The sequence below is a fragment of the Ruegeria sp. BG11 genome, assembly GCF_056538565.1.
The window spans coordinates 271,000-294,886 of the sequence record NZ_JBQFTH010000003.1; the positions used below are offsets into that span (position 1 = coordinate 271,000).

At 58.8% G+C, this 23,887-nt stretch carries 24 protein-coding genes; 14 read left to right on the plus strand and 10 right to left on the minus strand.

Annotation, left to right across the window (positions count from 1 at the left end):
• Positions 1–74: 74 nt before the first annotated feature.
• The 4 genes from ACR0JF_RS07300 to ACR0JF_RS07315 form a co-directional block, all read right to left on the minus strand.
• Complete coding sequence (locus ACR0JF_RS07300) at positions 75–785, minus strand: aspartate racemase/maleate isomerase family protein (RefSeq protein WP_170661460.1); 711 nt, start codon at positions 783–785, stop codon at positions 75–77.
• A complete protein-coding gene (locus ACR0JF_RS07305; protein ID WP_170661459.1) occupies positions 782–1,927 on the minus strand; it encodes a M24 family metallopeptidase in 1,146 nt (381 codons plus the stop codon). The genes ACR0JF_RS07300 and ACR0JF_RS07305 overlap by 4 nt, the downstream gene beginning before the upstream one ends.
• Positions 1,924–2,967: a pyridoxal-phosphate dependent enzyme gene (locus ACR0JF_RS07310; RefSeq protein ID WP_170661458.1), complete on the minus strand. Its 1,044-nt coding sequence runs from the start codon at positions 2,965–2,967 to the stop codon at positions 1,924–1,926. Before ACR0JF_RS07310 ends, ACR0JF_RS07305 begins: the two co-directional genes overlap by 4 nt.
• A gap of 64 nt (positions 2,968–3,031) precedes the next feature.
• On the minus strand, positions 3,032–3,871 hold the full coding sequence (locus ACR0JF_RS07315) for a LysR family transcriptional regulator (protein WP_170661457.1): 840 nt from the start codon (positions 3,869–3,871) through the stop codon (positions 3,032–3,034).
• Between the two features lie 106 nt (positions 3,872–3,977).
• On the opposite strand from ACR0JF_RS07315, the gene ACR0JF_RS07320 reads away from it, so the two are divergent.
• The 6 genes from ACR0JF_RS07320 to speB all read left to right on the plus strand — a co-directional run bounded on the left by ACR0JF_RS07320 (position 3,978) and on the right by speB (position 9,857).
• On the plus strand, positions 3,978–4,577 hold the full coding sequence (locus ACR0JF_RS07320) for an amino acid synthesis family protein (protein WP_170661456.1): 600 nt from the start codon (positions 3,978–3,980) through the stop codon (positions 4,575–4,577).
• The gene (locus ACR0JF_RS07325; RefSeq protein ID WP_170661455.1) at positions 4,549–5,337 is read left to right on the plus strand and encodes an alpha/beta fold hydrolase; all 789 of its coding nucleotides are present in this window, start codon (positions 4,549–4,551) and stop codon (positions 5,335–5,337) included. Before ACR0JF_RS07320 ends, ACR0JF_RS07325 begins: the two co-directional genes overlap by 29 nt.
• Entirely contained in the window at positions 5,334–6,254 is a 921-nt protein-coding gene (locus ACR0JF_RS07330) for a flavin reductase family protein (protein ID WP_170661454.1), read from the plus strand. Before ACR0JF_RS07325 ends, ACR0JF_RS07330 begins: the two co-directional genes overlap by 4 nt.
• Positions 6,254–7,288 (plus strand): LLM class flavin-dependent oxidoreductase, encoded by a 1,035-nt coding sequence (locus ACR0JF_RS07335; protein WP_170661493.1) that lies wholly within the window; start codon positions 6,254–6,256, stop codon positions 7,286–7,288. Before ACR0JF_RS07330 ends, ACR0JF_RS07335 begins: the two co-directional genes overlap by 1 nt.
• A gap of 9 nt (positions 7,289–7,297) precedes the next feature.
• Positions 7,298–8,776 carry an aldehyde dehydrogenase gene (locus ACR0JF_RS07340; protein ID WP_170661453.1) on the plus strand — a complete coding sequence of 493 codons (1,479 nt, stop codon included), beginning with the start codon at positions 7,298–7,300 and terminating at the stop codon, positions 8,774–8,776.
• A gap of 97 nt (positions 8,777–8,873) precedes the next feature.
• Positions 8,874–9,857, plus strand: coding sequence for an agmatinase (speB, locus tag ACR0JF_RS07345; protein ID WP_170661452.1), 984 nt, complete (start codon positions 8,874–8,876; stop codon positions 9,855–9,857).
• A gap of 30 nt (positions 9,858–9,887) precedes the next feature.
• On the opposite strand, the gene ACR0JF_RS07350 is transcribed toward speB, so the two are convergent.
• From ACR0JF_RS07350 to ACR0JF_RS07360, 3 genes are all read right to left on the minus strand, one after another.
• The gene (locus ACR0JF_RS07350) at positions 9,888–10,877 is read right to left on the minus strand and encodes a GlxA family transcriptional regulator (RefSeq protein WP_170661451.1); all 990 of its coding nucleotides are present in this window, start codon (positions 10,875–10,877) and stop codon (positions 9,888–9,890) included.
• Between the two features lie 15 nt (positions 10,878–10,892).
• Positions 10,893–13,361, minus strand: a complete 2,469-nt coding sequence (locus tag ACR0JF_RS07355) for an FAD-dependent oxidoreductase (protein ID WP_170661450.1) — start codon at positions 13,359–13,361, stop codon at positions 10,893–10,895.
• A gap of 119 nt (positions 13,362–13,480) precedes the next feature.
• Positions 13,481–15,001, minus strand: coding sequence for a trimethylamine methyltransferase family protein (locus tag ACR0JF_RS07360; protein WP_170661449.1), 1,521 nt, complete (start codon positions 14,999–15,001; stop codon positions 13,481–13,483).
• Positions 15,002–15,091: 90 nt separating this feature from the next.
• Between ACR0JF_RS07360 and ACR0JF_RS07365 the strand changes: the two genes are divergently transcribed.
• From ACR0JF_RS07365 to ACR0JF_RS07400, 8 genes are all read left to right on the plus strand, one after another.
• Positions 15,092–16,003, plus strand: coding sequence for a LysR substrate-binding domain-containing protein (locus ACR0JF_RS07365; protein WP_170661448.1), 912 nt, complete (start codon positions 15,092–15,094; stop codon positions 16,001–16,003).
• Positions 16,004–16,217: 214 nt separating this feature from the next.
• Positions 16,218–17,345, plus strand: coding sequence for a Hint domain-containing protein (locus ACR0JF_RS07370; RefSeq protein WP_170661447.1), 1,128 nt, complete (start codon positions 16,218–16,220; stop codon positions 17,343–17,345).
• 109 nt (positions 17,346–17,454) lie between these two features.
• Positions 17,455–17,805 carry a glycosyltransferase family protein gene (locus ACR0JF_RS07375; protein WP_170747518.1) on the plus strand — a complete coding sequence of 117 codons (351 nt, stop codon included), beginning with the start codon at positions 17,455–17,457 and terminating at the stop codon, positions 17,803–17,805.
• Complete coding sequence (locus tag ACR0JF_RS07380; RefSeq protein WP_170661446.1) at positions 17,724–18,155, plus strand: glycosyltransferase; 432 nt, start codon at positions 17,724–17,726, stop codon at positions 18,153–18,155. The genes ACR0JF_RS07375 and ACR0JF_RS07380 overlap by 82 nt, the downstream gene beginning before the upstream one ends.
• A 98-nt stretch (positions 18,156–18,253) precedes the next feature.
• On the plus strand, positions 18,254–18,475 hold the full coding sequence (locus ACR0JF_RS07385) for a hypothetical protein (protein ID WP_170661445.1): 222 nt from the start codon (positions 18,254–18,256) through the stop codon (positions 18,473–18,475).
• Positions 18,476–18,692: 217 nt separating this feature from the next.
• Positions 18,693–19,655, plus strand: coding sequence for an HlyD family secretion protein (locus tag ACR0JF_RS07390; RefSeq protein WP_480669076.1), 963 nt, complete (start codon positions 18,693–18,695; stop codon positions 19,653–19,655).
• Positions 19,652–20,578 (plus strand): ABC transporter ATP-binding protein, encoded by a 927-nt coding sequence (locus ACR0JF_RS07395; RefSeq protein ID WP_170661444.1) that lies wholly within the window; start codon positions 19,652–19,654, stop codon positions 20,576–20,578. The genes ACR0JF_RS07390 and ACR0JF_RS07395 overlap by 4 nt, the downstream gene beginning before the upstream one ends.
• Positions 20,575–21,720, plus strand: a complete 1,146-nt coding sequence (locus ACR0JF_RS07400) for an ABC transporter permease (RefSeq protein ID WP_170661443.1) — start codon at positions 20,575–20,577, stop codon at positions 21,718–21,720. The genes ACR0JF_RS07395 and ACR0JF_RS07400 overlap by 4 nt, the downstream gene beginning before the upstream one ends.
• Positions 21,721–21,824: 104 nt before the next feature.
• On the opposite strand, the gene ACR0JF_RS07405 is transcribed toward ACR0JF_RS07400, so the two are convergent.
• From ACR0JF_RS07405 to ACR0JF_RS07415, 3 genes are read right to left on the minus strand one after another with little or no spacing between them, the layout of a single operon-like run.
• A complete protein-coding gene (locus ACR0JF_RS07405; RefSeq protein ID WP_170661442.1) occupies positions 21,825–22,697 on the minus strand; it encodes an NAD(P)-dependent oxidoreductase in 873 nt (290 codons plus the stop codon).
• A 15-nt stretch (positions 22,698–22,712) separates the two neighbouring features.
• Positions 22,713–23,675 (minus strand): 2-hydroxyacid dehydrogenase, encoded by a 963-nt coding sequence (locus ACR0JF_RS07410; RefSeq protein ID WP_170661441.1) that lies wholly within the window; start codon positions 23,673–23,675, stop codon positions 22,713–22,715.
• A gap of 4 nt (positions 23,676–23,679) precedes the next feature.
• Positions 23,680–23,874 carry a hypothetical protein gene (locus ACR0JF_RS07415; protein ID WP_170380356.1) on the minus strand — a complete coding sequence of 65 codons (195 nt, stop codon included), beginning with the start codon at positions 23,872–23,874 and terminating at the stop codon, positions 23,680–23,682.
• Positions 23,875–23,887: the final 13 nt, after the last annotated feature.

The following is a 23,887-nucleotide window of genomic DNA, read 5'->3' on the forward strand; positions in this document are numbered from 1 at the left end:
CAGTTAAGACCAAGCGATACGCACTTGGCAACAAGTTATGGTGCTTTTGCCAAAATTGAGTTCACACTTACTTGTCAATGCACAGCGTTTAAGCGCCGCATATGCCACGCAAGGCATTGATTACTCGACAAAACAGGTTTTCCGATCCGCTCTTGGATTTTCGGTATCGCGTCGAGAGTTCGCAGGTTGGTACAACTCAGGAACACCGCCTCGACCGCCTGATCTGCCCCCAACTCGGAGGCCGCCTCGACCACGGATTCCGTCGATATCCGTGCCACCTTGGCCTCTTCTGCCTGCCCGAAACTTGCGAACACATCCATGCTTATGCCATTGGCCTGAAATGCGGCACGCAGCGGTATGTTGACCTCTTCGATGTAAGGCGACAGCAGGGCAAATTTCGAAACACCAAGGTCGGCGGCGCAGGCAATCGCCGCGCGCAGAGGATTTGTGACTTCACGGGTATTGCATGTCTGTTTAACCAGCTCTGCCACGCGCTCTGACCCGATCACTGAACTGGCCGAGGTACAGCCATAACCCACAACATTGTAGGGTCGCGCATTGGGAAGTAACTCCGCCGCCGCGGGCAGCGCCTTCTCCATCTCGGCAAGGCTCTCGGTCGTCACCTCGACCCCGCTGGGAATACGCGTGACGTGTAGAGGGTATTTGCGGTCCGCGAAATATCCGCCGAACTCAGGCTCAAGCGTCTCATCGACCTGCAAAACGATCAGCCCAAGCGGCGAGGCGCTTGGATCGTCTGCGTCCAGAGTGTAAGGGACATGGGTCATAGCTGCATCATCTCCGGCCCAATCCTCGGGCTGATAAACCGTGGGGTGCCGTCAGTGATTACGATGTTTTCCTCGTGTACCAGGATTTTGTCACCGACAGCGATGCCCGGTTCCAGTGTCAAAACCATGCCCGGTTCCAGAACTGTATTGTCCGTCGGGATCAGAGAGGGCCATTCGGTCAGTGACATTCCCAAACCATGGCCCAGACGACCCGCATCCGTACCCTCTGCATCCGCCGTGAGAACGGTGTTCATAGCATGAAACAAATCCGCTGCGGTTGCGCCCGGCCGGGCGATATCGAACGCAGCATCCGAGGCTTCGATCAACTGGGCATGGGCGTTTGCCACATCAGGCCGAGGCGGGCCGATTGACCAGTTTCTGTCGAAGTCGCAGAAATACCCGTCCCAAACCAATCCGGTGTCCAACATCAACACATCACCAAGCGCCAGCGGCACACCAGAGGCTGGTGAAATCACATCCGCATAACCGCTCTGTTCGGCCCCGCCTGCAAGATAGGGTACCCAATCGGCGCCCTCTTCCAGACACAGCATCTGAAAGCGGCGGAATACCTCATCCAATGGCACCCTCTCCCCGGCGATCTCGGGAACGCGGGCAAAGGCCCGACCGGCAATGCTGCAGGCGGTTTCGATTTTGGCAATCTCGGCCTCGGATTTGACCATACGCAACTGGCGCAGGATGCCGCTGTCGCCTGTCAGCGCTCGTGTTCCAAGCTGGCCGCGCAGATGTTCAAGGTCTGCCAAAGGCATGCGGAGATGCGTCTCATGCCCATCCGGCACCCCAATTCGTCCCTCTGTGGGCGTCACCTCGACCAGCGCGTCACGCAGAAGAGAAACACCGTCATCTTGTAGATCAGGCGCGCTCCAGGTGCGGATGTCATCGATCCATGTCTGCGCCATGAGGGCTGTCCCAATCGACGGGATCACCGCGATCGGCTTGCCCGCGGCTGGCACGATGAGGAACCACGGGCGGGTCGGGCTTTCCCAAAACCGGGTCAGAAACCCGGTAAAATAACGCACATCTGTCTCGGTTGTCAGCAAAAGCGCGGATAGGCCCGCCGCATCCATCAACTGCTGCGCGCGCTTGGTGCGCGCTTCAAATTCGGATGGCGCGAACCCCCTCATTCCGCGGTCTCGGAGAGGATGCACAGCACACACGAGGTCTCGTTCATTCCCAATTCGGTCCGCGCCCGGTCATTCAGAACCGCGGCAAGCCCAGCGCCGCCCGAGGCTGTTGTCTCCAACCCCGCTGCGACCATGGCGGGCAGTTTCACGGACACGTCCTCATCCGAAAGTGTCAGGAACAGGTCGGCGTCGCGCGCCAATCCGTTCAGCGCGATCAGCGAAGGCTCCTTGCAATCCAAACGCCCCATAATGCTGTCCGGCCCATCGGCGAACACGCACGACCCGGCCTCGATACTGGCCTGCAGGGCGGGCGCGGCTTCAGGCTCGACCACGACTATTTTTGGCGCGTCACCCCAAGCTTTGCGCGCATAGGCAGCGACAGCCCCGGCCAGACCGCCAACGCCTGCCTGCAACATGATGTGCGTCGGGGGTCGGGGGCATTGATCTACCGCTTCAGACGCCATTTGCAGATACCCCTCCATCAGGGTCCACGGCAGATCAAAATACCCGTCCCATGAGCTGTCCGAGAGCAAGGTCCACCCGTTTTCCTCAGCCGTGTCGCTTGCGGCTTGCATGCTGGCTGCATAATCGGACCCACTGCGAACCACGTCGGCACCTTGGCCCTTCAGCCGAGCGGCAAAGCTCTCGGGCACAGTCTCGGCGATATAGACAACAGCTTTTGCGCCAAACATCCGCGCTCCCGCTGCAACGCTCATCCCGTGATTCCCAGCGCTGGCGGTCACGTAGGTTGACCCTGCCAACGTGTCTACACCCGGCGTATCCGAGGCTTCGGCCGCGTGGCGCGCAATCACATAAGCCGCGCCGAGGGCTTTGAACGAGCCCAGATTCATACGCGCGCGTTCATCTTTGACCCAAAGCTGCGCAACCGGAGCGAGGCCTGCGGCATTCACCAGCGGGGTATCTTTCGCCGCTGGACACATGGACAACAACGCCGTAACGCGGGCCGCATGTGTCGACGGATAAGGGGCCGAGGGCGCAAGTTTGGGACCTGCCCTGTGTGTATTCGCAACGATCTTCATGTGTCTCCCCGCCATTTTGCCTGACGTGATCCGATCGCCCTGGATCTGTCAACTCTTCTGAGCGTTAACCGACCTGACCCAACAGCCAGTCATGAAACAATCCCGCCGCCGGGTTCGCGGCGTTGGCGGATAGAAAATACCCCTCATTGCTCTCGATTGAGCCGCCATGCGCACGCTCGACCAAGCCCGTATCAAGCGCATGTTTCGCAAGAAGCTCACTCACCAATGCCACGCCACCCCCATGCGCCGCCAATTGAAGCGCCATGCCAAAGGTATCCACAAAAATGGTGGGCTGGCTTTGTAGCCCTTGGCTTTCCAACCATCGAATCCACCCGCCTGAAGTCCCCACAGCTTCAATCAGAGGCAGATCCGATATGTCCCCCAACAGAGCCGGAGATTTGAAAGGAACAAGCCGGTCCGGCATCAGACGAACAGCGCCCTGCCCCACTTGTTTCTTCGATCCGAATCGCACCTGCACATCCGCCTGGGATGCATTAAAGTCATCGGGCCATATCGCACTGAGCAGCCGTACGCGAATGTCCGAGTGCTGACGGGCAAACGCGGGCAGATGTGGGGCGATGACCCATTGCGCGATACTGACCGAGGTCGCGACGGTCAGAACGTCTCCGGACGCGTTGGTGTCGACCTGCCCGGCGGCAACAGCCAGCGCCTCAAGCGCCTTACCCACCTCGGGCAACAGCTTTCTCCCCGCATCCGTCAGCGCCAGACTGCGCGGATGGCGCACGAAAAGGGATGCGCCCAACCGCAATTCAAGCGATTTCACCTGCTGGCTGACCGCCGATTGCGTCAGACCGATTTCCTCGGCCGCAGTGGTAAAGCTAAGCGTGCGGGCGGCGGCCTCGAAGGATCGGAACCAGGTCAGAGGGGGAAGTGATTTTGCCATTGGCCAAGCTGGTCATTAGTCTTGTTAATGTCAAAGCACATAATTCTATCATTTGTCAAAAATCAGCCCCGTTTCTAACGTCGGCCCGCGCGACAGGAGAAGTTTTATGCAGCCGGAAATACGCAAAATCGTAACCTATGACGAAGAGGTTCTGGTCGAGGGGTTTCGCCCCGCAAAAACCCCATGGCGAATGTTTGCAGTGGCCGCTGTAGTCACCAACCCATGGGCTGGCCGATATGTCGAAGACCTGAAGCCCGAGATTCAGGCCTACGGTCCCGTCTTGGGTGAAATGATGACCAAGCGCATGATTGCGCTGGCTGGCAGCGGGGATGCGATCGAGGCTTATGGCAAGGCCGCCGTGGTTGGTCTGAATGGCGAGGTCGAGCATGCCTCGGGCCTCATTCACACTCTGCGCTTTGGCAATCACTACCGGCAGGCCGTTGACGCAAAGTCTTATCTGGCCTTTACCAACATCCGAGGGCCCGCGAACGCTCCGATCATGGTGCCGCTGATGGACAAGAACGACGCCGGGCGGCGCTCGCACTATCTGACCATCCAATTTGCGATCCCCGATGCGCCACGAGACGATGAGATCGTTGTGGTGCTTGGTGCGGCGACCTCGGGTCGGCCGCATCACCGTATTGGTGACCGTTATCAGGACCTCAAGGATTTGGGCCATGACGTGGACAACCCGGCCGCGGTCTGAGATCGGCGGGCTCGCAGCAATCCAGACCGGAGCGGGACCGAATGTCCTGCTGCTGCATGGTGTCGGTTTGCGCGCCGAGGCCTGGGGCGCCCAATTGGACGCGCTGGCATCCGTGGCGCGTCTGACCGCACCGGACATGCCCGGTCATGGCGAAAGCCAACTAGGCAACACGAGCGCAGAGTTGTCGGGATACACCGAAGCTACATTGCGCGTTCTGGATCAACTGGGTGGACCAACCGTAGTTGTTGGTCATTCCATGGGCGCAATGATCGCTCTCGATCTGGCAGCTAGGGCACGGCAACAGGTCGCGGGTGTCGTCGCACTGAACGCCATTTTCGAACGTAGCGCCGAGGCCACACAGGCCGTCACAACCCGAGCCGCAGCGCTTGACGGTCAAACACCAAGTGATCCGACGGGCACTCTGCAGCGTTGGTTTGGTGATACTGATCCGCGCGAATGCGCTGCCTGCCGGACTTGGCTGACCGCGACAGATCCTGCGGCCTATAAGCAAGCCTATACAGTGTTTGCCAACAGTCCGATCCCGCGCCGGGACGATTTGAAGACGCTCAGCTGCCCCGCCTTGTTCATAACGGGTGATCTTGAGCCCAATTCGACCCCGGACATGTCGCGCGCCATGGCCGAGCTTGCTCCGAACGGGCGGGCGCAGATCGTCAAGGGTGCCGCGCATATGATGCCGATGACCCATGCCGCGGAGGTTAACGCCGCCCTGTCAACCTTTCTGAATGAGGTGCAACAATGACCAGTCTCGATCCTCGCGATCTGCGGCGCGCCTTTGGCAGTTTTATGACCGGTGTCACTGTTGTTACGACGCGTGATGCCTCAGGCACGCCGTTGGGGTTTACTGCCAACTCCTTCTCATCCGTTTCTCTGGACCCGCCGCTCTTGCTGGTTTGCCCGGGCAAGAACCTGTCCTCCTACGATGCCTTCACGTGCTGCGAGCATTTCGCGGTGAACATTCTGGCTGAGGGGCAAGAGGATGTCTCAAACACCTTCGCCGGGTTCAAAGGGGATCGATTTGCGAAAACCGCGCATCAGCTGAACGCTCATCATGTCCCTCTTCTGGACGGCGCGGTCGCGACGTTTTCATGCCGGACCCATCAAACCGTCGAGGCCGGAGATCACTGTATTCTGATCGGAGAGGTTGAGGCCTATTCCTATGCCGAAACCCGAGGCCTCGGATACGCAAACGGGCAGTATTTCAGTCTTGGCCTCGAGCGTGGCGCATTGGAAGCCACGGGTCGACACGTGGTTTGCGGCGCAATCATTGAATGCGACGGAAAAGTGCTGTTGGAGAAAACCGCATTCGGATACCGCCCGCCGCAGATCAGCTTGTCGGATCATCAAGCCCTGCGCGAAAGCCTACAGCAAGACTTGGCAAAGCGCGAGATCGCAGCGCAGTTGGGTGCGGTCTATTCTGTCTACGACGATGCCACGACGCACCATGTCTATACGCTCGCGTCGGCACCGGCTTTGCCGCTCAACAGCACCCTTGAAGCGGTTGCCATCGAGCAGCTTACAGACCTGACATTCGCAACCCCGGCCATCGCCACCATGATGTCCCGCTTTGCGTTTGAAAGCCTGACCCGCGATTTTTCCCTTTACCTCGGCGACGCACAGCGGGGCGATGTACATACTCTCTCGGAAAGGACTGAATGATGGAGTTTTCCCTCTTTGCTCATATGGAGCGGCTCAATCCCGAACAGCCTCATGAGAAACTGTATGAAGAGTTCATTGAGCTGTGCAAAATGGCCGATGACGCCGGGATGCGCGCGGTGTGGACGGGCGAGCATCACGGGATGGATTTCACCATCGCGCCCAATCCATTGATGTCTTTGGTCGATATTGCGCATCACACTAAAAACATCCGCCTTGGCACGGGCACGGTCATCGCCCCGTTCTGGCATCCGATCAAACTGGCCGGTGAAACCGCCGCAGCCGACCTGATGACCGGGGGACGCATCGAACTGGGTATCGCGCGCGGGGCCTATTCCTATGAGTATGAACGGCTGATCCCCGGCATGGATGCCTGGGACGCGGGCCAGCGCATGCGGGAAATCGCCCCCCTGTTGCCCAAATTGTGGGAAGGCGATTGCGCCCATGAGGGAGAGTATTTCCAATTCCCTGCCACCACCTCTGCGCCGAAACCCGTTCAGGACGGAGGGCCACCGATCTGGATCGCGGCCCGCGACCCGAACAGCCATGAATTCGGCGTCCAGAATGGCTTCAACATTCAGGTCACACCGCTCTGGCAAGGCAACGCAGAGATTGAGAGTTTGATAGGTCGCTTCAATGATGCTTGCGCCAACTATGACGGGCCGCGCCCCAAGATCATGCTGCTTCACCACACCTATGTCGGACAGGACGCCGCTGATGTGGATCAGGCCACGCAAGAGCTTTCTCGTTTTTACAACTATTTTGGCGCGTGGTTCCAGAACAAGCGCCCCGTGCATCAGGGGCTGATCCAAACTCTGACCGATGAGGAAATGGCCGCCAACACCATGATGGCACCTGAAAACATGGCCCGCGATCTGACAGTTGGCACGGCTGAGCAGGTCACGGATCGCCTGAAGCACTATGAAGACCTTGGCTATGATGAATACTCGTTCTGGATCGACAGCGGCATGAGCTTTGAGCGCAAGCGCGCTTCGCTGGCCCGGTTCATCGACGACGTGATGCCAAAGTTTCAGTGAGGACCCGTGATGCAACAGAACCCACACTATCAGCTTTTCATCGACGGAACCTGGACCGAGGGCGCCAAAGGGCAGGTCATGACCTCGCAAAACCCTGCTACGGGCGAGGCATGGTCCAGTTTCGCCTGCGCCGCGCCCGAGGATATGGATCGCGCCATCTCGGCGGCGCGTCGATCCCTGAATGACCCGGCTTGGCGGGATCTGACGCAGACCGCACGCGGCAAACTGTTATTCAGGCTTGCAGAGCTGATCGAACAAAATGCCGAGCGCCTCGGCGAGATTGAGACGAAAGACAGCGGAAAGCTTCTGGCCGAAACGGCAAGTCAGACGGCCTATGTCGGCGACTACTATCGTTACTATGCTGGTTTGGCCGACAAGATCGAAGGTGCGGTGCTTCCGATCGACAAGCCCAACCTGCATGTATTTACCCGACGCGAACCGATCGGCGTCGTCGTCGCTATCGTGCCCTGGAACGCGCAGATGTTCCTGACGGCGACCAAGCTGGGGCCAGCCCTTGCCGCCGGATGTTCGGTGGTGCTGAAGGCCTCTGAGATTGCGCCCGCTCCGATGCTGGAATTCGCGCGTCTGGTAGAGGAGGCGGGCTTCCCGCCCGGCGTCGTCTCGGTTATCACGGGTGACGCGGAAAACTGCGCGATCCCCCTGACCCGACATCCCGACGTGGATCGCATCGCCTTCACCGGCGGCCCGGAAACCGCGCGCCATGTGGTTCGCAACTCGGCCGAAAACTTCGCCGCAACCACGCTGGAGCTTGGGGGAAAATCCCCGATTTTGGTGTTTGACGATGCCAATCTGGACGGGGCCGCCAATGGCCTGATCGCAGGTAATTTTGGGGCCTCCGGGCAAAGCTGCGTCGCCGGCTCACGTGGTTTGATACATCGCCCAATTCTGGAGGCCTTGGCAGCTAGGATCGAAGAGAAGATGAAAGACGTTGTCGTGGGTGACCCGTTGAACGCCGCAACCCATATCGGGCCGCTTTGCACCAATGCGCAGATCGCCAATATTAAGACGGTACTGGCAAAATCCTCCGATCAGGGCGCGCGTATTCGGTTTGGCGGCGCGCCCCTCGACCGACCCGGAAACTTCATGGCGCCCACTCTGGTCGAATGTGCATCACCCGAGACCGAGACTCTGAAGGTCGAGATGTTCGGGCCTGTCATGTCCCTGTTGCCCTTCGACACCGAAGAGGAAGCAATCGCTCTGGCCAACGACACCCCGTTCGGATTGGGATCGGGCGTGTTCACCGAAAATGTCGCCCGCGCGCATCGCGTGTCGTCCCGATTGAAGGCCGGTATTTGCTGGATCAACACCTATCGAGCGGTGTCCCCCATCGCGCCGTTTGGCGGCTACAACCAATCCGGCTATGGCCGCGAAGCGGGGATCGAGGCCATTCAGGACTACACACGCACCAAGACCGTATGGCTGAACACCTCTGATCAACCCATGTCGAACCCGTTTGTGATGCGCTGAGCGTGGCGATAGATTTCGCCCTCTTCTCCACAACCCTATGGCACTTCTGAAAATTATCCCACACTATGGCGCAAGAATAGCGGTTGGAGACTGAAGAATGAGCGCACATGGATATGAAGGCGGTCGGTTAAACTTGCCCTTTGTCGGGATCTCGACCTTTGGCAAATATCCCTATGTCAGCGACTGGGATGTGATCGACGCTGAAGTCGCGATCCTTGGCGCTCCGTTCGATTTTGGCACTCAGTTCCGGCCCGGCGCGCGGTTCGGGCCGCGCGCCATCCGCGAGGCCTCGACCCTGTTTTCCTTCGGGCATGGCGGTGCATACGACCATGAGGATGACATCACCTACCTTCCGTCGGAAACCACCCGGATCGTGGATCTGGGCGACGCCGATATCGTGCATACCAGCACCGAAAAAAGCCACCAGAACATAAAGCTCGGTGTCGAAAAATGCCTTGAGGCCGGGGCTCTGCCTGTGGTTCTGGGCGGAGATCATTCGGTCAACATCCCCTGCATTGATGCCTTTGCTGCCGATTGCGAAAAGAACGGCCCCATTCACCTTGTTCAGATCGACGCGCATCTGGATTTCGTGGATGAACGGCACGGGGTTCGGTTCGGGCACGGAAACCCGATGCGGCGTGCGGCGGAGAAATCATATGTTTCGGGCCTGACGCAAATTGGCATTCGCAACGTCTCGTCGACCGCAAAAGAGGGCTATGAGGACGCCCGTCGCATGGGGTCAGACATCCTGTCGGTCCGGCAGTTGCGCAAGCTGGGGACCGAGGCCGTTTTGGACCGGATACCGGAAGGCGCCAGGTACTACGTCACCATAGACATTGACGGGTTCGATCCCTCCATCGCGCCCGGGACCGGTACACCCAGCCACGGTGGGTTCCTGTACTACGAAGTGCTGGAACTGCTCGATGGTTTGACCCAGCGTGGGGATGTGGTGGGGTTGGATCTGGTCGAAGTGGCCCCGGATTACGATCACACGGGCAGCACCGCCATTTTGGCTGCACAAATCCTCATGAACACGATTGGGCGTATTCTGCACCACAATCGTTCGACCAGCGCGGGCTGAGAAGAGGTTTTCGGACTGAAGCTCGGTCTTTCAGACCGACTTCTGCTGCATATGCGGAGACGTTCCGAAATACCGGCGGAAGCATTTAGAAAAATAACTGGCCGAGCCAAAGCCGCAGGCGATGGCCACATCCAGCACCCGCATGTCGGTTTGCTGCAACAGGGTGCGCGCACGCTCGAGCCTCAGGCGCGTCATATAGTTCTTCGGGCTTGTGCCAACGTACCGTTGAAACAGGCGCTCAAGCTGTCGGGTCGAGAGGCCCGCGCTTTCGGCCACGACACTTGGCGACAGCGGGTTTTCAAGGTTTTCGCGCATGATCATGATGGCGGTCGCCAGTTTCTCATGACGGCGGCCAAAGCGGAACAGATCCGTCTGCGTCTGCCTGCCATCTTTTGGACGCACCGACGCATATAGCAATTGATCCGCCACGCGGGAGGCAACGGTCTGACCACAGGCCTGACCGATCAGCGATGAGAACAGATCGAGCGTGGTGACACCACCGCCACAGGTCGCAATCGGGCCTTCATCCACAAAGACCGAGCAGTTGGATTCCACGGTCGGAAACAGCTCAACCATCACGGGTTGCTGTTTCCAATGCGCGCTCAGGCTCTGGCCGCTGGCCACCCCGGCCATGGCCAGAATGCCGGACCCACCCCCGATACCGCAAAGCTGAACGCCGAACCGACGCGCCTGCCGTAACCACGATTTCAACTCAGTCGAGATCGACCGATCCACGGTCATTGGCCCGCAAATGACGATGCAATCGCCCCGGCGGGTCTTGATCAAACCGCCATCAACAGCAACCGTCATCCCCGAGGATGAGGTCACCGCATCGCCGGTTTCGCTTACGATATTCCATTCGAAAACAGCCTGCTCGGAGGCGGCATTTGCCGCCCCCAATGAGTCGATCCCGGCCCCAAGGTCCAAAGCAGAGAACCCTGGCGTCAAAAGGAAAATGAACCGGTTCAGCTCATTCACCCGTATGCTTGCATCTGCAAAATTGATCTCGGGACGACCCATTCCGGCTTTCCTTTCTTACGTCCGCATATTGGCGCCATTGGCATCATAGGCGGGTGCACCCAGAACTTCGGCATCGTAGAACTCACCCAGGATTTCCACCTGAAGCTTGGTTCCCGGAGCGGCGCTCTCGGTTGCGACATAGCCCATCGCCATCGACTTGCCGACGCGGTGACCATAGCCGCCGGACGAGACATAACCGACCGCTTCGCCATCTTTCAGGATCGCTTCGTCATTCGAGACGTCGATGCCGTCCACGTCGATGGTCATGGTGACCAGCTTGCGGGCAACGCCATCTTCCTTGAACTTCAGCGTCGCGTCTTTGCCAACAAAGTCCTTCTTCCAGTTAATGAAGGCATCCATGCCGGATTCGACCGCGTTGAAGTCAGGACGGAAATCGGTGGTCCAGACACCCCAGCCTTTTTCCAGACGCAGCGACATCAGCGCACGCGCGCCGTACCAGCGATAACCCAGATCGGCCCCGGCCTCTTCGATCGCTTCGGCCAGACGCAGCAGGTACATCGGCTTGCAGTAGATCTCAAAACCAAGCTCGCCCGAGAACGAGATACGGTTCAGGATCACCGGCACGCCGCCCACGAAGGTCTGGCGCAGATCGCGGAACTTCAGCGCATCAGCGTTGACGTCGTCGCGGGTGATACGGGCCAGCAGCTCGCGCGATTTCGGACCAGACAAAGCGATCCCGTGCCAGTCATCCGAGACATTGGCATAGGACACGTCCGCAGGCAGGTCCTTTTCGAACCAACGGCTGTGTGCGTCCTGCATCGTGCCAGAACCGAACAGCATGAAGTGATCGTCACCCAGGCATGCCACGGTCAAGTCACCGTATAGTCGGCCTTTTTCGGTCAGCATCGGGGTCAGCGCCAGACGGCCCGGTTTCGGGACGTAACCGGCCAGAGTGCGGTTCAGGTAGTCTCGCGCGCCAGCGCCCTTGAACTCGTGCTTCGCGAAGTTGGCGATTTCGACACCGCCGACGGCCTCTTGCACGGCTTTGACTTCGCGCGCGACATAGTCGTGGCTGCGGTTGCGCTCGAAGGTCGGGGTTTCATGGGAGTCTTCGGCGTTGTCGGCAAACCACAGCGCGTTTTCCAGACCAAAGCCCTGACCCATCACGGCACCCTTGTCGATCAGACGATCATAGAGCGCGGTGGTTTTCTGCATCCGGCCCTTGGGCAGCGTTTCGTTCGGGAAGGTCATCACGAAACGACGCTCGTAGTTTTCCGAGGACTTGATGGTGCCCCAATCCGGCGTTGCGAATTCGCCAAAGCGCGCCACGTCCATCGCCCAGACGTCGATCGAAGGCTCGCCGTCGATCATCCATTCGGCCATGGTCAGACCAACGCCGCCGCCCTGACAGAAGCCTGCCATGACGCCCACAGCGACCCAGTAGTTCTTCATACCCGGAACCGGGCCGATCATCGGGTTGCCATCGGGGCCAAAGGTGAACGGGCCGTTGATGGTGTCCTTGATACCGGATTCGCCGATGGCGGGGATACGCTCGAACGACATTTCCAGACGGTCGGCGATGCGGTCCAGATCGGGTTGCAGCAGCTCGTGGCCGAAATCCCATGGCGTACCATCGACTTTCCACGGGGTCGATTTCGGCTCGTAAGTGCCCAACAGCATGCCGTGGCGTTCCTGACGGAAGTAGATGTTGGCCTCATAGTCGATGCCCGCGGGCAGACGACCGGCTTCGCCCATGCTTTCCATGCGGTCTTTGATCATCGGGATCGCGTCGGTGATCAGATAGTGGTGCTCCATCGGCTGTACGGGCAGATGGATGCCCGACATATGGCCCACTTCGCGCGCCCAGAGACCGCCGCAGTTCACGACCTGCTCGGCGTTGATGACACCTTTGGGGGTGGTCAGATCCCAGCTGCCATCGGGGCGCTGGCTCATCGAGGTTACACCGCAATGGGTGAAATACTGCGCGCTGTGGTGACGGGCGGATTTCGCGAAGGCGTAGGTTGCGCCCGAAGGATCGACGTCGCCGTCCTGCTCGTCCCAGAGGGCGGCATGGTAGTGTTTGGGGTCGATCAGCGGGTGACGCTCGGCCAGTTCCTGCGGGCTGATGAATTCCTGATGCAGGCCCATGTAGCGCGCTTTCGAGCGCTCACGCTTAAGGTAGTCGTACCATTCCTTGGTCGACGCCGCGTAGAAACCGCCGGTGATGTGCATGCCGACCGAGTGACCCGAGGTTTCCTCGATCTCTTTATAGAGATCAATGGTATAGCTCTGCAGGCGCGAGATGTTAGGGTCCGAGCTGATCGTGTGGATCTGACCCGCCGCGTGCCAGCTGGAGCCGGATGTCAACTCGTCACGTTCCAGCAGGACAACGTCTTTCCAGCCGAACTTGGCCAGGTGAAAGAGGATCGAACAGCCGACAACGCCGCCGCCAATGACAACGACCTTGGCGTGGGAGGGCAGCTTTTTGCCAGACGTGGTTTCGTCTTTTTGAATCTCAGGCATGGGAATTTCCTGTGTCGTTTTCTTGTGGTGATGGGGGAAGGGGGCTGTCTGCCCCCTCTTGAGCCTGTGGCTCAATTCACCCCCGAAGGTATTTCTGGCCAGATGAAGGGATCCCGGTTTTAGTACCAGGCGTCCGGGATCTCTTCTTTGCGTTTGGCCACATAGGCGGCCAGTTCGTCTTTCTTGGCCTCGTCCATTGCGGGGGGTTGGTATTCGCTCAGCATCTGGTTCCAGCGCTCATAGGCGCGGCGGCGCATGTCCTTGGAGCCGCCCTCTTCCCAGCTTTCGACGTTTTCGCTGTCGCTCAGCTTGGGTTCGTAAAATGCGGTCTGGTAGTTGCGCATGGTGTGGGCGCAGCCCAGAAAGTGACCGCCTGCGTCGACCTCTTCATAGGCGTCACGGGCGAAGGCGTCGTCGCTGGTGTCTAACCCTTGGCTGAGGACCTTTTGGTATGAGCCAAGACGGTCCGCATCCATGATCAGCTTTTCAAAACCAGTACACAGGCCGCCTTCGAGCCAACCCGCCGAGTGTAGAACGAAGTTTGCACCGGCCAGCATGGTCGAATGCATCGAATCCGCCGATTCATAGGCGGCCTGCGCGTCCTCGATCTTGGAAGCCGTCAGAGAGCCGCCGCAACGCAGCGGCAGACCGGCGCGGCGGGCCAGTTGGCCGATGGCGTAGTTGGAGATCACAGGTTCGGGCATACCAAAGGTCGGTGCGCCGGATTTCAGCGACATGGACGACAGGAAGTTGCCCAGGACAAAAGGCGCTCCAGGGCGCAGCAGTTGGACGTAAGCACAGACCATCATCGCCTCGGCCATGGCCTGTGCGACACTGGCGGCAGTGCTGACCGGACCCATTGCACCGGACAAGATGAACGGAACCACGATCATACCTTGGCCGCGCGATGAATAGATCCGCGCCGCTTCGGTGACAACGCGGTCGACCAGCAGCGGAGAATTCGTGTTCACGTTGCCCATGATGACGCAGTTGTCTTCCATGAAATCCGCGCCGAAGATGATCTCGGCCATGTCGACACTGTCTTGCGCGCGGCTCATCTCGGTGATCGCACCCAGATGCGGCTTATCGCTGAGGGTCATATGCGCGAACATCATATCGAGGTGACGCTTGCTCACCGGCACGTCGCAGGGTTCGCAGGTCACGAAACCGCCGTGGTGCAGGTTCGGATGCATGTAGGTCAGTTTCACGAGCTTTTCGAACGACTCGATGTCGCCATAGCGACGACCGCCTTCCAGATCACGCACGAAAGGTGCGCCGTAGACAGGTGCAAAAACCTGATTGCCGTCACCGATGACCACCGAACGCTCGGGGTTGCGCGCCATCTGAGTGAAGCTTTTGGGCGCCTTGGCGCACAGGCTGCGAATCCATTGCGCGTCGGCCCGCACAATATCGCCTTCGATCCGCGCCCCTTCGCGGCGCCACAGCTCCAGCGCTTCGGGGTCGTCGCGGAAGGCGATTCCCACATCCTGGAAAATCCAGTCGACCTGAGCCTCAAGGCGGGCCAGATCTTCCTCGTTCAGGGGGTCAAAGAACGCCAACTTTCGTTGGATATAAGGGGAGGCCGGGACAGAACCAGCCTCGGAACCGCGGGAACGGGATTGACGTGCGCGCCGAGCCATTAATAGCACTCCATTTTTTGGGTGCATATTAACTGCCAAGAAAACGCATGTGACGCTTGAAAATTTGAATGCTTAGCATAAACACAGATTATGCTAGAACTCTGGAAACAGCTTGGATCCCCTCGTAATCTGGTCGTATTCGAGGCCGCCGCCCGCCTTCAGTCCTTTACCCGCGCCGCGCAGGAGCTGAACGTGCAACAACCCGCCGTCAGCGTTGCCATTCGCAGGCTGGAAGAAGGCCTGGGAACACCTCTGTTCACCCGCGGTCACCGTCAGGTCGTCCTGACCGGAGCCGGCGAGCGACTGCTGGCGGATGTCTCGCGCGCGTTCGAGCAATTGGCCCTGTCGGTTGAGTCCATTCAGCAGACCAAACAGGCGGGCTACGTCACCCTCAGCGCATCGACAGCCTTCAACAACTATTGGATCATGCCGCGACTGGTCGATCTGCAAAGCCAGCATCCGAAAATCGACTTGCGCCTGCAATCCAGTGACCGGGAACCGGATATCGACGCGGAAAACATCAGCCTGGCGGTGCGTCTGGGGGATGGAAACTGGGCGGATTGCGAAAGCGCCCTGATCGCGCCCGAGGCGATCTATCCTGTCGCCTCGCCCCGCGTCATGGCCGCCGCAGTTGATCTGAGAAGCCTGCCCAATCTCCTGTCCCAACGCCTCATTCATCTGGAAGAACCCATTCGTCAGCGTCCGAGTTGGAGCGATTGGTTCGCCAATTTCTCGATCAGGACAGCGGTTCCGAACACGGGGTTGCGATTGAATGACTATGCGCTTGTCCTGCAGGCGGCGATGGCCGGTGAGGGCTTTGCCTTCGGCTGGAAACACCTGACCGACCGTCTTGTCGATCAGGGTCTGCTGGCTGCCCGATCCGATTGGCAATGGACGACCGGCAAAGGGTTCTATTTGGTCTGGTCCAAGAAAACCCCTCTGTCCGATGATGCGCGAAAGGTAAGAGATTGGATTTTGCGCACTCTGGACGAGGCTGCCTGAGCACGACACGCCATCGAGAGGCGCGCGCTCCCGCCCCAAATATGCGTCAGGACGCTGCCCGCGGATTCCCACGTCAGTCTAGGGCAAAACCAAAACAAATGGACCTGACGTCAGGGGCGAATTTTTCACAAAATGAACGAATTTCTGTCTTGAAGAAGCAAGGGTTTACGCGTCTACGGAAGGAAAACAGGTTACAGGTTGAAACGAGACTTGAATGCCAGATTTCAGCATCGTCGGCGGCGCATCCACCACATTTACGGACACAACCCCCGGCGGGGGTTTTGTTATCGACTTCAGGCTGCTCGACAACAGCTTCAGCGTGCAGATCAACGGTGTTGATCTTTTTGTCGGCGGCCCTGCCGGAGCACCCAATGAGCTGCAGTTCCAGATTAGCGGAACCTCCGGTCAAACCGTGCGATTTGCAGATGGCGACCGGTACGAGGTGAATACGCCTGCCGTATGGCAGCTTCAAAATTCGGACACTGATCCTGTTGTCCGGCTCGAGGTGAACCCGGACGGGACCATCGCCCTGTTCGGTGTGAAGTCCAACGATGGCGCGCTTGTCCCGTTGGAATTGTTCAACGGCCTGACCGTGAACACCGACGCAATCGCGGCAGCCTGGAACGAGGATGGTGACAACACCATCGAAATCGATCAGGTCGTGACCGGCCCGACCAATGCGAGCGGTGAATTCGAGGATGTACCCTGTTTTGCATCCGGAACACTGATCGAAACATCAGATGGGCTCGTTCAGGTCGAGGACCTGAAGGTCGGCGATCAGGTCCTGACATATGACAACGGTCTGCAGCCGGTTTGCTGGATTGGCTCTCGTGACCTGAGCGGAACTCAGCTTGAGGACAAACCGCACCTCAAACCCATTGTGATCCGGGCGGATGCGTTGGGTCCCGGCTATCCACGGCGCGATCTGATCGTGTCGCCTCAGCACCGGATTCTAGTTTCCTCGGCCATCGCCAAGCGGATGTTCGACTGTCAGGATGTCCTGCTGCCAGCGAAGAAACTGCTGCCGTTGAGCGGTATCGATGTTCTGGACGACCTGGCTGGCGGAGTGAGGTATCACCACATCCTGTTCGATCAGCATGAGATTATCTGGTCCAACGGCACGCCCACGGAAAGCCTCTTTCTGGGGCCGCTGACTATGCAGGCCATCTCGCCCGAAGCGCGGCAAGAGATCAAAGAGCTTTTCCCTGAATGCGTAACAATTGGTTTTCAGCCGCTAACGGCGAGATTGGTGCCGGAAAAGGGCAAGTGGATGGCGAAACTCGTTGAGCGTCATCGAGGGAACCGCAAGCCCCTGTTCGACGGTCAGCCTGGCCATAGCTGAGTAAGGCACCACCTGCGCCTGACAATCTGCTCGGATACCGTACATTCCGACCGCCGGAGGAAACCCCTATCGGCGCAGTCTGATGTATCGATGCGCGCAGGGCGGTCGGTTGGTCTGGACCATTCAAAACGCCCGCCCGCACAAGGTGATCAACCTTGACGGCTTTCTCCAGGCCCGCCAATCGCTGGTCAATCGGGCCGACGCCATCCACGTTCACGCCCCCCATGCCCGCGATCACATGATCTCGGAATACAGGGCTGACCCGAGCCGTATTCATGTGATTTCCCATCCAAGCTATCTCAGGTCATATGAGCCGCAAAACATCACACTGGCGCGCCCCATGCCGGATCGCAACCCAACCGCGTTTTGTTCTTCGGCATGTTTCGAGGAGAAAAAGGGGCTGAGCGCATCCAGGACGCCGCCGCCAAGCTGGCAAAGCGGGACTATGACTATCGTCTGAACATGTACGGCAAGGCTTTCGGCAGCCAAAGACGGTTGCTGCGGCGTCTCGGCTGGAATGAGAACATATCGCTCAGCACCGACCGTATCCCGGATGAAGAGATCCCAGAAATCTTCTCGAACGCGCATTTCTTTCTGGCCCCCTATTTCGAGCTTTTCAGCTCGGGCACTGTTTCACTGGCCTTAAGTTTCGGATTACCGATCATCGGCCCTGCCCTGCGTGAAATGAAAGAAATCACGCCGCCGGAACTGCATGAGACAACACTCTATGACCCAAGCTTGCCCCGAGGGTTGATCCGCGCCATGATCCGATCGCTGCAGATGGAAACCTCCGAGTATCGGTGGCTGTGACAGGCCTTTTTGAACCATGCGCAAATGCACGCGCCCGAGGTGATAAGCCCCAAGCCGATGAACATCCTTCTTGAACACCAACCAGACCGGGCCACGACATGACACGTTCGACACCTCGCCTGTTCCTTCGTGACTTGCGTGAGCTGGGGGTAGACCTAGCGCCAAAAGAGCCGGGCGCCGAAATCCACCCGCGCAAGCTGTTTCGTGCCTTGTCGCGCCGTGGGTTTGAAATTCTGGATTTCCCCAGACCCATTCGACCGGATTCTGATGACTGTGACGTTCTATTCGCCCGCTATGACAGCGCGCGTTTTGACTTTTAACGCTTTTGAGAACCCGATTGATCCAAAACTGCCGATGGCATGGCAGGGAAATGGTGTGTCAGTACAAGCTTAAGGTTTGAGGCCAGCACAACGCATTGCGTGATCCCCTGGAGTGGTCTCCGCGGAAGGCTGGACAATATATACAATTCCGATTTCATGATTGTATGGTTCAACAAACCGTCCAACGCGACCAGAGGTTAACACCCGGAGGGACCCCGTGCTGAATTTGTCGATCCCCATACCCTTGATATTGGCGGCAATGCTGCCTGCGGTTCTGGACCGATGCTCTGCCTCGGATACGAGCGTGGCCCTAGGTGTTCTGGCACGCGACCGCGTCGCATTGACTGCGACGGCCAGCGAAATCATCGTCGATCTTCCCGTTGCCGAGGGCTCAGTCGTTGCGGCCGGAGATACGCTGGTTCAACTTGATCCCACATTGCAGACCGCAAAGCTGAACCTGGCTCAGGCGGAACTGGAAAAAGCAAAAGCCACCCTTTTGAAGCTGCAGGTCGGGCCGCGCGACGAAGAGATCGCAATTGCCCAAGCCAAGGTCGCCGGGGCTACCGCGCGATTGGCCGATGCTGAAGCAATCTATGAACGCAATGCCCGTTTGGTTGAAAACTCGGTCGTGACCGAGGCGCAGGTCGCAAATGATCTGGCCTTGCGGGACTCTGCGCGGGCCGAATTGGTCGGTGCTCAGGAAACGTTGAAAGAGCTTCAGAACGGCACCCGCCCCGAAGATCTCGCCGTCGCCGAAGCCAACGTCCGCGCAGCCGAAGCGTCGGTTGACGCGGAACAGACCGTATTGGAGGATCTGACCGTTGTCGCAACACGCGACGGCGTGCTGGACTCACTGCCCTGGAACCTTGGTGAACGAGTGACAACCGGCAGCCCCGTGGCCGTTCTGGTCACCGGCCAGACGCCCTATGCCCGCGTTTATGTGCCCGAACCGCATCGCGTGAATCTGAAACCCGGCGATACGCTGGAGGTGAATGTCGACGGGCTGGATGACCCGCTGGACGGCGTGGTCCGTTGGATCAGCGACGACGCATCCTTCACCCCTTACTATGGTTTGAACCAAGATGACCGGACGCGGCTTGTCTATCTGGCCGAAATTGATCTGCCCTCAGCGTCGCCGGACCTGCCTGCCGGGGTTCCAGTGCAGGTTCCCATGCCATGACGGATGTCGTTGTGTCGACACGCGGCCTGACCCGGCAGTTCGGAACAAACACCGCCGTCAACGATCTGGATCTTGAGATCAGAACAGGCCAGATCTACGGGTTTCTCGGCCCCAACGGATGTGGCAAGACCACGACCATGCGCATGTTGACCGGGCTACTGACACCGACCAGCGGATCCATCTCGGTTCTGGGCCGGTCCATGCCTGAGGCAGCAGAACCGCTGAAGAATGAGATCGGGTACATGACCCAGATCTTCTCTTACTACCGCGACCTGACCGTGCTGGAGAACCTCAGGTTCGCGGCGGAAATCTACGGTATCCCGGTAAAAGCAGCGAAAGATCGTATCGACGAACTGCTGCACACCTACGACCTGATAACAAACGTAAATCAACTCAGCGGCAGCATGAGCGGCGGACAGCGGCAAAAGCTGGCCCTTGCGGCCACGATCCTGCACCGGCCTAAACTGCTGTTTCTGGACGAGCCGACCTCGGCCGTTGATCCCGAAACACGCCGCACATTCTGGGAGCAATTGTTCGATCTGGTCGATCAGGGTGCCACCATGATCGTTTCTACCCATTTCATGGATGAGGCCGAGCGCTGCCACCGTCTGGCCATCCTTCAGCATGGTGTCAAGAAAGCGGATGGATCACCGCGCCAGCTTATGAATGATCTTCAAGCCGACGTTGTCGAGGTCGAAGGTCCGGATCTGCGCAAGGTCAAACATGAGCTGGACGGCAGGCCAAAGATATTGTCGACCGCTCAGGTCGGCTCTCGCTTGCGGGTTCTGGTGGACAAGTCCGAACCTCAGCCGGTGGACATGCTGCGCGCCCGGCTTGAGGGTTTCTCCGATCTGTCCTTGACACCCCAGAGGCCAAATCTTGAAGACGTCTTTGTCAGCGCCACGCGGGGGGAAAACCCATGATCTCGGCCCGCCGGATCGCAGCCGTCCTCAGGAAAGAACTGTTGCAGCTCCGGCGGGACAGGATGACCTTCGCCATGGTCATCATGATCCCGCTGATCCAGCTTTTGTTGTTCGGATATGCGATCAACACAAATCTGCGCCACGTGCCTGTGGCTGTTGTCGATCAATCCCGAACCGAGCTGTCCCGCATGTTGACGCAGATGGTTCAGGCCACACAGGTCGTGACCGTCACCGAGCACCTGACCACCCCACAAGAGGCCGAGCGCGCGATCACACAATCCCGCGTGCGGGCCGCACTGATCATCCCCCCAGACGTCAGCCAACGCCTTGCCCGCAGCCCGTCTGTCGGGCTAGGCTTGCCCAATTCAACAGATCAAACCAGCAGTCGACCCGTCGCGCATTGGATCGTCGATGGCTCGGACACGATGGTGGCAAACGCGATCAAATCCCTGCGGACAATGCCCTTGACCGAACTACTAAGACTGCCTGCAAACCGGCAGGTTCCGACATTTGAGGTGACGCTGTACTTCAACCCTGAACAGCGATCAGCGGTCAATATCGTGCCGGGTCTTGTGGGGGTGATCCTGACGATGACGATGATCCTGTTCACCTCGGCCGCGATCGTTCGGGAACGCGAACGCGGCAATATGGAGATGCTGATCAACACGCCGATCAAGTCGATCGAGTTGATGCTGGGCAAGATCATCCCCTACATCTTTCTGGGTCTGATCCAGGTCGCGATCATTCTGGGGCTAGGTCATCTGCTGTTTGACGTCCCCATAAACGGAGGGCTGGGCACATTGCTGGTGGTGACGCTGTTGTTCATCATCGCCAGCCTGTCGTTGGGGCTGGTGATTTCAACTCTGGCCCAGAACCAGCTTCAGTCGATGCAGATGACCCTCTTTATCCTGCTGCCATCGATCCTGATGTCGGGGTTCATGTTCCCGTTCGACGGCATGCCCCATCCGGTGCAAATCATCGCACAGGTGCTGCCGGCGACGCATTTCATGGAGATGATCCGAGGCGTGGTTCTGCGCGATGCCTCTCTCTATGATCTGCGGTCAGAGATCCTGTGGATGATCGGCTTTGCCATTTTCGGATTGCTGGCAGCAACGCTGAGGTTCAAGAAGCGTCTGGGTTAGCGAACCATCTGGCGCTTGAACTGCGTGTCAGGCAAATCGCCGCCCTACCTCGGTTTGCTTTGCAAGCGCTCAGCTGGGAGGCATCGAAATCGCAGACGTGTTGTTCAATCCAGAGCCCGAAGTCTCTTTAGCAAAGACGAAGTATCCCAGCGGCCGCCGCCGAGTTTCTGAACATCCTTGTAAAACTGATCGACCAACGCCGTCACCGGAAGGCTCGCCCCGGTTTCATTTGCAGTATCAAGACAAATCCCCAGATCTTTGCGCATCCAATCTACGGCAAACCCGTGGTCAAAGTGGTCGTCCAGCATCGTCTCGTACCTGTTCGCCATCTGCCAGCTTCCAGCTGCGCCTTGGCTGATAACCTCGACGACCGCGCGCCCGTCCAGACCGGCTTTCTTGGCAAAGTGCAGGGCTTCACTCAAACCCTGAACCAGACCGGCGATCGCAATCTGGTTGCTCATCTTCGTCATCTGACCCGCACCGCTTTCGCCAATCCGACGACAGATCTTCGAATAGACCTGCATGATCGGCTCGGCTGCATCGTAAACAGACTGATCCCCGCCGCACATGATCGAAAGGACACCGTTTTCGGCCCCCGCCTGACCGCCCGAAATCGGCGCGTCTACAAAGCCCAAACCCTGATCCTTCGCTGCCGCATACAACTCGCGTGTGACTTTAGCTGAAACGGTCGTGTGATCCACGAGCGTTGTGCTTTGCGACATCCCGGAGAAAGCTCCGTCTGCCCCGGTGCAAACGCTGCGTAGGTCATCGTCATTCCCCACACAGGTCATGACAAATTCTGCCCCCTCGGCCGCCTCGCGCGGGGTTGCGGCCATCGAGCCACCATGTTCGGCAACCCAGGCTTCAGCTTTAGCTGCCGTCCGGTTGAAAACCGTTACTTCGTGGCCTGCGGCCTGCAAGTGGCCTGCCATCGGATAGCCCATCACGCCCAGGCCGAGAAAAGCAAGTTTAGCCATTCGTTAAATCCTCTACTACAAAAGGTCTCGCGGTGTTTGGCCCGCAAAAAAGGCATCCAGATTGTCCAAGGCGCGAAAGCCCATCGCGTCTCGGGTTTTGGTTGTGGCGCTGCCGATATGCGGCAGCATGAAGATGTTTTCATGCGCGGCGAATTTTGGGTTTCCACCCGGTTCAGTCTTGAAGCAATCTAGCCCGGCAGCGGCCAGCTTGCCGCTTTCGATCGCGTGCAGAAGCGCGTCTTCGTCAACAAGCGCACCCCTCGCCGAATTCACCAGAACCGCGCCGTCAGGCAGTTTTGCCAGATTTTGGGCATCCATCAGGTTCACGGTTTCCGGTGTTGCAGGACAATGCAGTGACAAGAAATCCGCCACCATCAACAACGTTTCGATGCTGTCGTGGTATGTGGCTCCGTGCTCTTGTTCAGGCGACAGGCGGGTGCGGTTGAAGTAGTGAACCTCCATATCAAACCCGCGCGCCTTTTCTGCGAACGCGCGGCCCACACGACCCATACCGACAATCCCAAGCCGAGCGCCGGTGAGCTGTTTGCCGACCATGAAAGACGGGCTCCAGCTGTCCCAAGTACCGGTGCGCATCAGGCGGTCCCCTCGGACCGCATGCCGCGCGGCACCCAGCATCAGCAACATCGCAAGCTCAGCCGTGGCGTCTGACAGGACGTCGGGCGTGTTTGTCACGACAATCCCCTTCGCAGCCAGCGCCGGAAGGTCGCAATGATCTACACCCACCGAGTGGTTCGCCACAATCTTCAGCCGTGGTTCAAGCTTTGAGACGACCTCGGCCGAGAAATGTTCCGAGTGACAGGGCATCATCGCGTCGACCCTTGCGCTCATGGCGATGATCTCGTCCGCCGTGCCCGGCGTGTCGGCCTCGTTCAGGATCACGTCATAGCCTTGTCGCGCGCGCGCAATCGTGGCATCGGACACCCGACGCGGTAGCCAGAGAACGGGTCTATCGCTCATGGGGTCAGTCCTTTTTGATCGCGTCTTCCCAGAAATTGTACAGCGCCAGGGCTATGACGAAGACCGCAATACACAAGAACGGAAACCCGCCCCAGAACCCGGCGAAACCGGTCGAGATACTGTGGGCAAGCCCGAGGACGAACACCATCATCAGGCCGGTACCGATGAGGCCCATGAGAATATTTGTCAGTCGTGACATAAGATTGCTCTCC

What these genes read in the sequence shown, in the direction of transcription:
- ACR0JF_RS07300 (WP_170661460.1), bottom strand. Translation starts at nt 785, where the DNA reads ATGACCCATGTCCCTTACACTCTGGACGCAGACGATCCAAGCGCCTCG.
- ACR0JF_RS07340 (WP_170661453.1), top strand. Translation starts at nt 7,298, where the DNA reads ATGCAACAGAACCCACACTATCAGCTTTTCATCGACGGAACCTGGACC.
- ACR0JF_RS07310 (WP_170661458.1), bottom strand. Translation starts at nt 2,967, where the DNA reads ATGAAGATCGTTGCGAATACACACAGGGCAGGTCCCAAACTTGCGCCC.
- ACR0JF_RS07410 (WP_170661441.1), bottom strand. Translation starts at nt 23,675, where the DNA reads ATGAGCGATAGACCCGTTCTCTGGCTACCGCGTCGGGTGTCCGATGCC.
- ACR0JF_RS07385 (WP_170661445.1), top strand. Translation starts at nt 18,254, where the DNA reads ATGACACGTTCGACACCTCGCCTGTTCCTTCGTGACTTGCGTGAGCTG.
- ACR0JF_RS07395 (WP_170661444.1), top strand. Translation starts at nt 19,652, where the DNA reads ATGACGGATGTCGTTGTGTCGACACGCGGCCTGACCCGGCAGTTCGGA.
- ACR0JF_RS07305 (WP_170661459.1), bottom strand. Translation starts at nt 1,927, where the DNA reads ATGAGGGGGTTCGCGCCATCCGAATTTGAAGCGCGCACCAAGCGCGCG.
- ACR0JF_RS07335 (WP_170661493.1), top strand. Translation starts at nt 6,254, where the DNA reads ATGGAGTTTTCCCTCTTTGCTCATATGGAGCGGCTCAATCCCGAACAG.
- ACR0JF_RS07350 (WP_170661451.1), bottom strand. Translation starts at nt 10,877, where the DNA reads ATGGGTCGTCCCGAGATCAATTTTGCAGATGCAAGCATACGGGTGAAT.
- ACR0JF_RS07380 (WP_170661446.1), top strand. Translation starts at nt 17,724, where the DNA reads ATGTTTCGAGGAGAAAAAGGGGCTGAGCGCATCCAGGACGCCGCCGCC.
- speB (WP_170661452.1), top strand. Translation starts at nt 8,874, where the DNA reads ATGAGCGCACATGGATATGAAGGCGGTCGGTTAAACTTGCCCTTTGTC.
- ACR0JF_RS07370 (WP_170661447.1), top strand. Translation starts at nt 16,218, where the DNA reads ATGCCAGATTTCAGCATCGTCGGCGGCGCATCCACCACATTTACGGAC.
- ACR0JF_RS07330 (WP_170661454.1), top strand. Translation starts at nt 5,334, where the DNA reads ATGACCAGTCTCGATCCTCGCGATCTGCGGCGCGCCTTTGGCAGTTTT.
- ACR0JF_RS07415 (WP_170380356.1), bottom strand. Translation starts at nt 23,874, where the DNA reads ATGTCACGACTGACAAATATTCTCATGGGCCTCATCGGTACCGGCCTG.
- ACR0JF_RS07360 (WP_170661449.1), bottom strand. Translation starts at nt 15,001, where the DNA reads ATGGCTCGGCGCGCACGTCAATCCCGTTCCCGCGGTTCCGAGGCTGGT.
- ACR0JF_RS07355 (WP_170661450.1), bottom strand. Translation starts at nt 13,361, where the DNA reads ATGCCTGAGATTCAAAAAGACGAAACCACGTCTGGCAAAAAGCTGCCC.
- ACR0JF_RS07325 (WP_170661455.1), top strand. Translation starts at nt 4,549, where the DNA reads ATGACGTGGACAACCCGGCCGCGGTCTGAGATCGGCGGGCTCGCAGCA.
- ACR0JF_RS07405 (WP_170661442.1), bottom strand. Translation starts at nt 22,697, where the DNA reads ATGGCTAAACTTGCTTTTCTCGGCCTGGGCGTGATGGGCTATCCGATG.
- ACR0JF_RS07365 (WP_170661448.1), top strand. Translation starts at nt 15,092, where the DNA reads ATGCTAGAACTCTGGAAACAGCTTGGATCCCCTCGTAATCTGGTCGTA.
- ACR0JF_RS07400 (WP_170661443.1), top strand. Translation starts at nt 20,575, where the DNA reads ATGATCTCGGCCCGCCGGATCGCAGCCGTCCTCAGGAAAGAACTGTTG.
- ACR0JF_RS07315 (WP_170661457.1), bottom strand. Translation starts at nt 3,871, where the DNA reads ATGGCAAAATCACTTCCCCCTCTGACCTGGTTCCGATCCTTCGAGGCC.
- ACR0JF_RS07320 (WP_170661456.1), top strand. Translation starts at nt 3,978, where the DNA reads ATGCAGCCGGAAATACGCAAAATCGTAACCTATGACGAAGAGGTTCTG.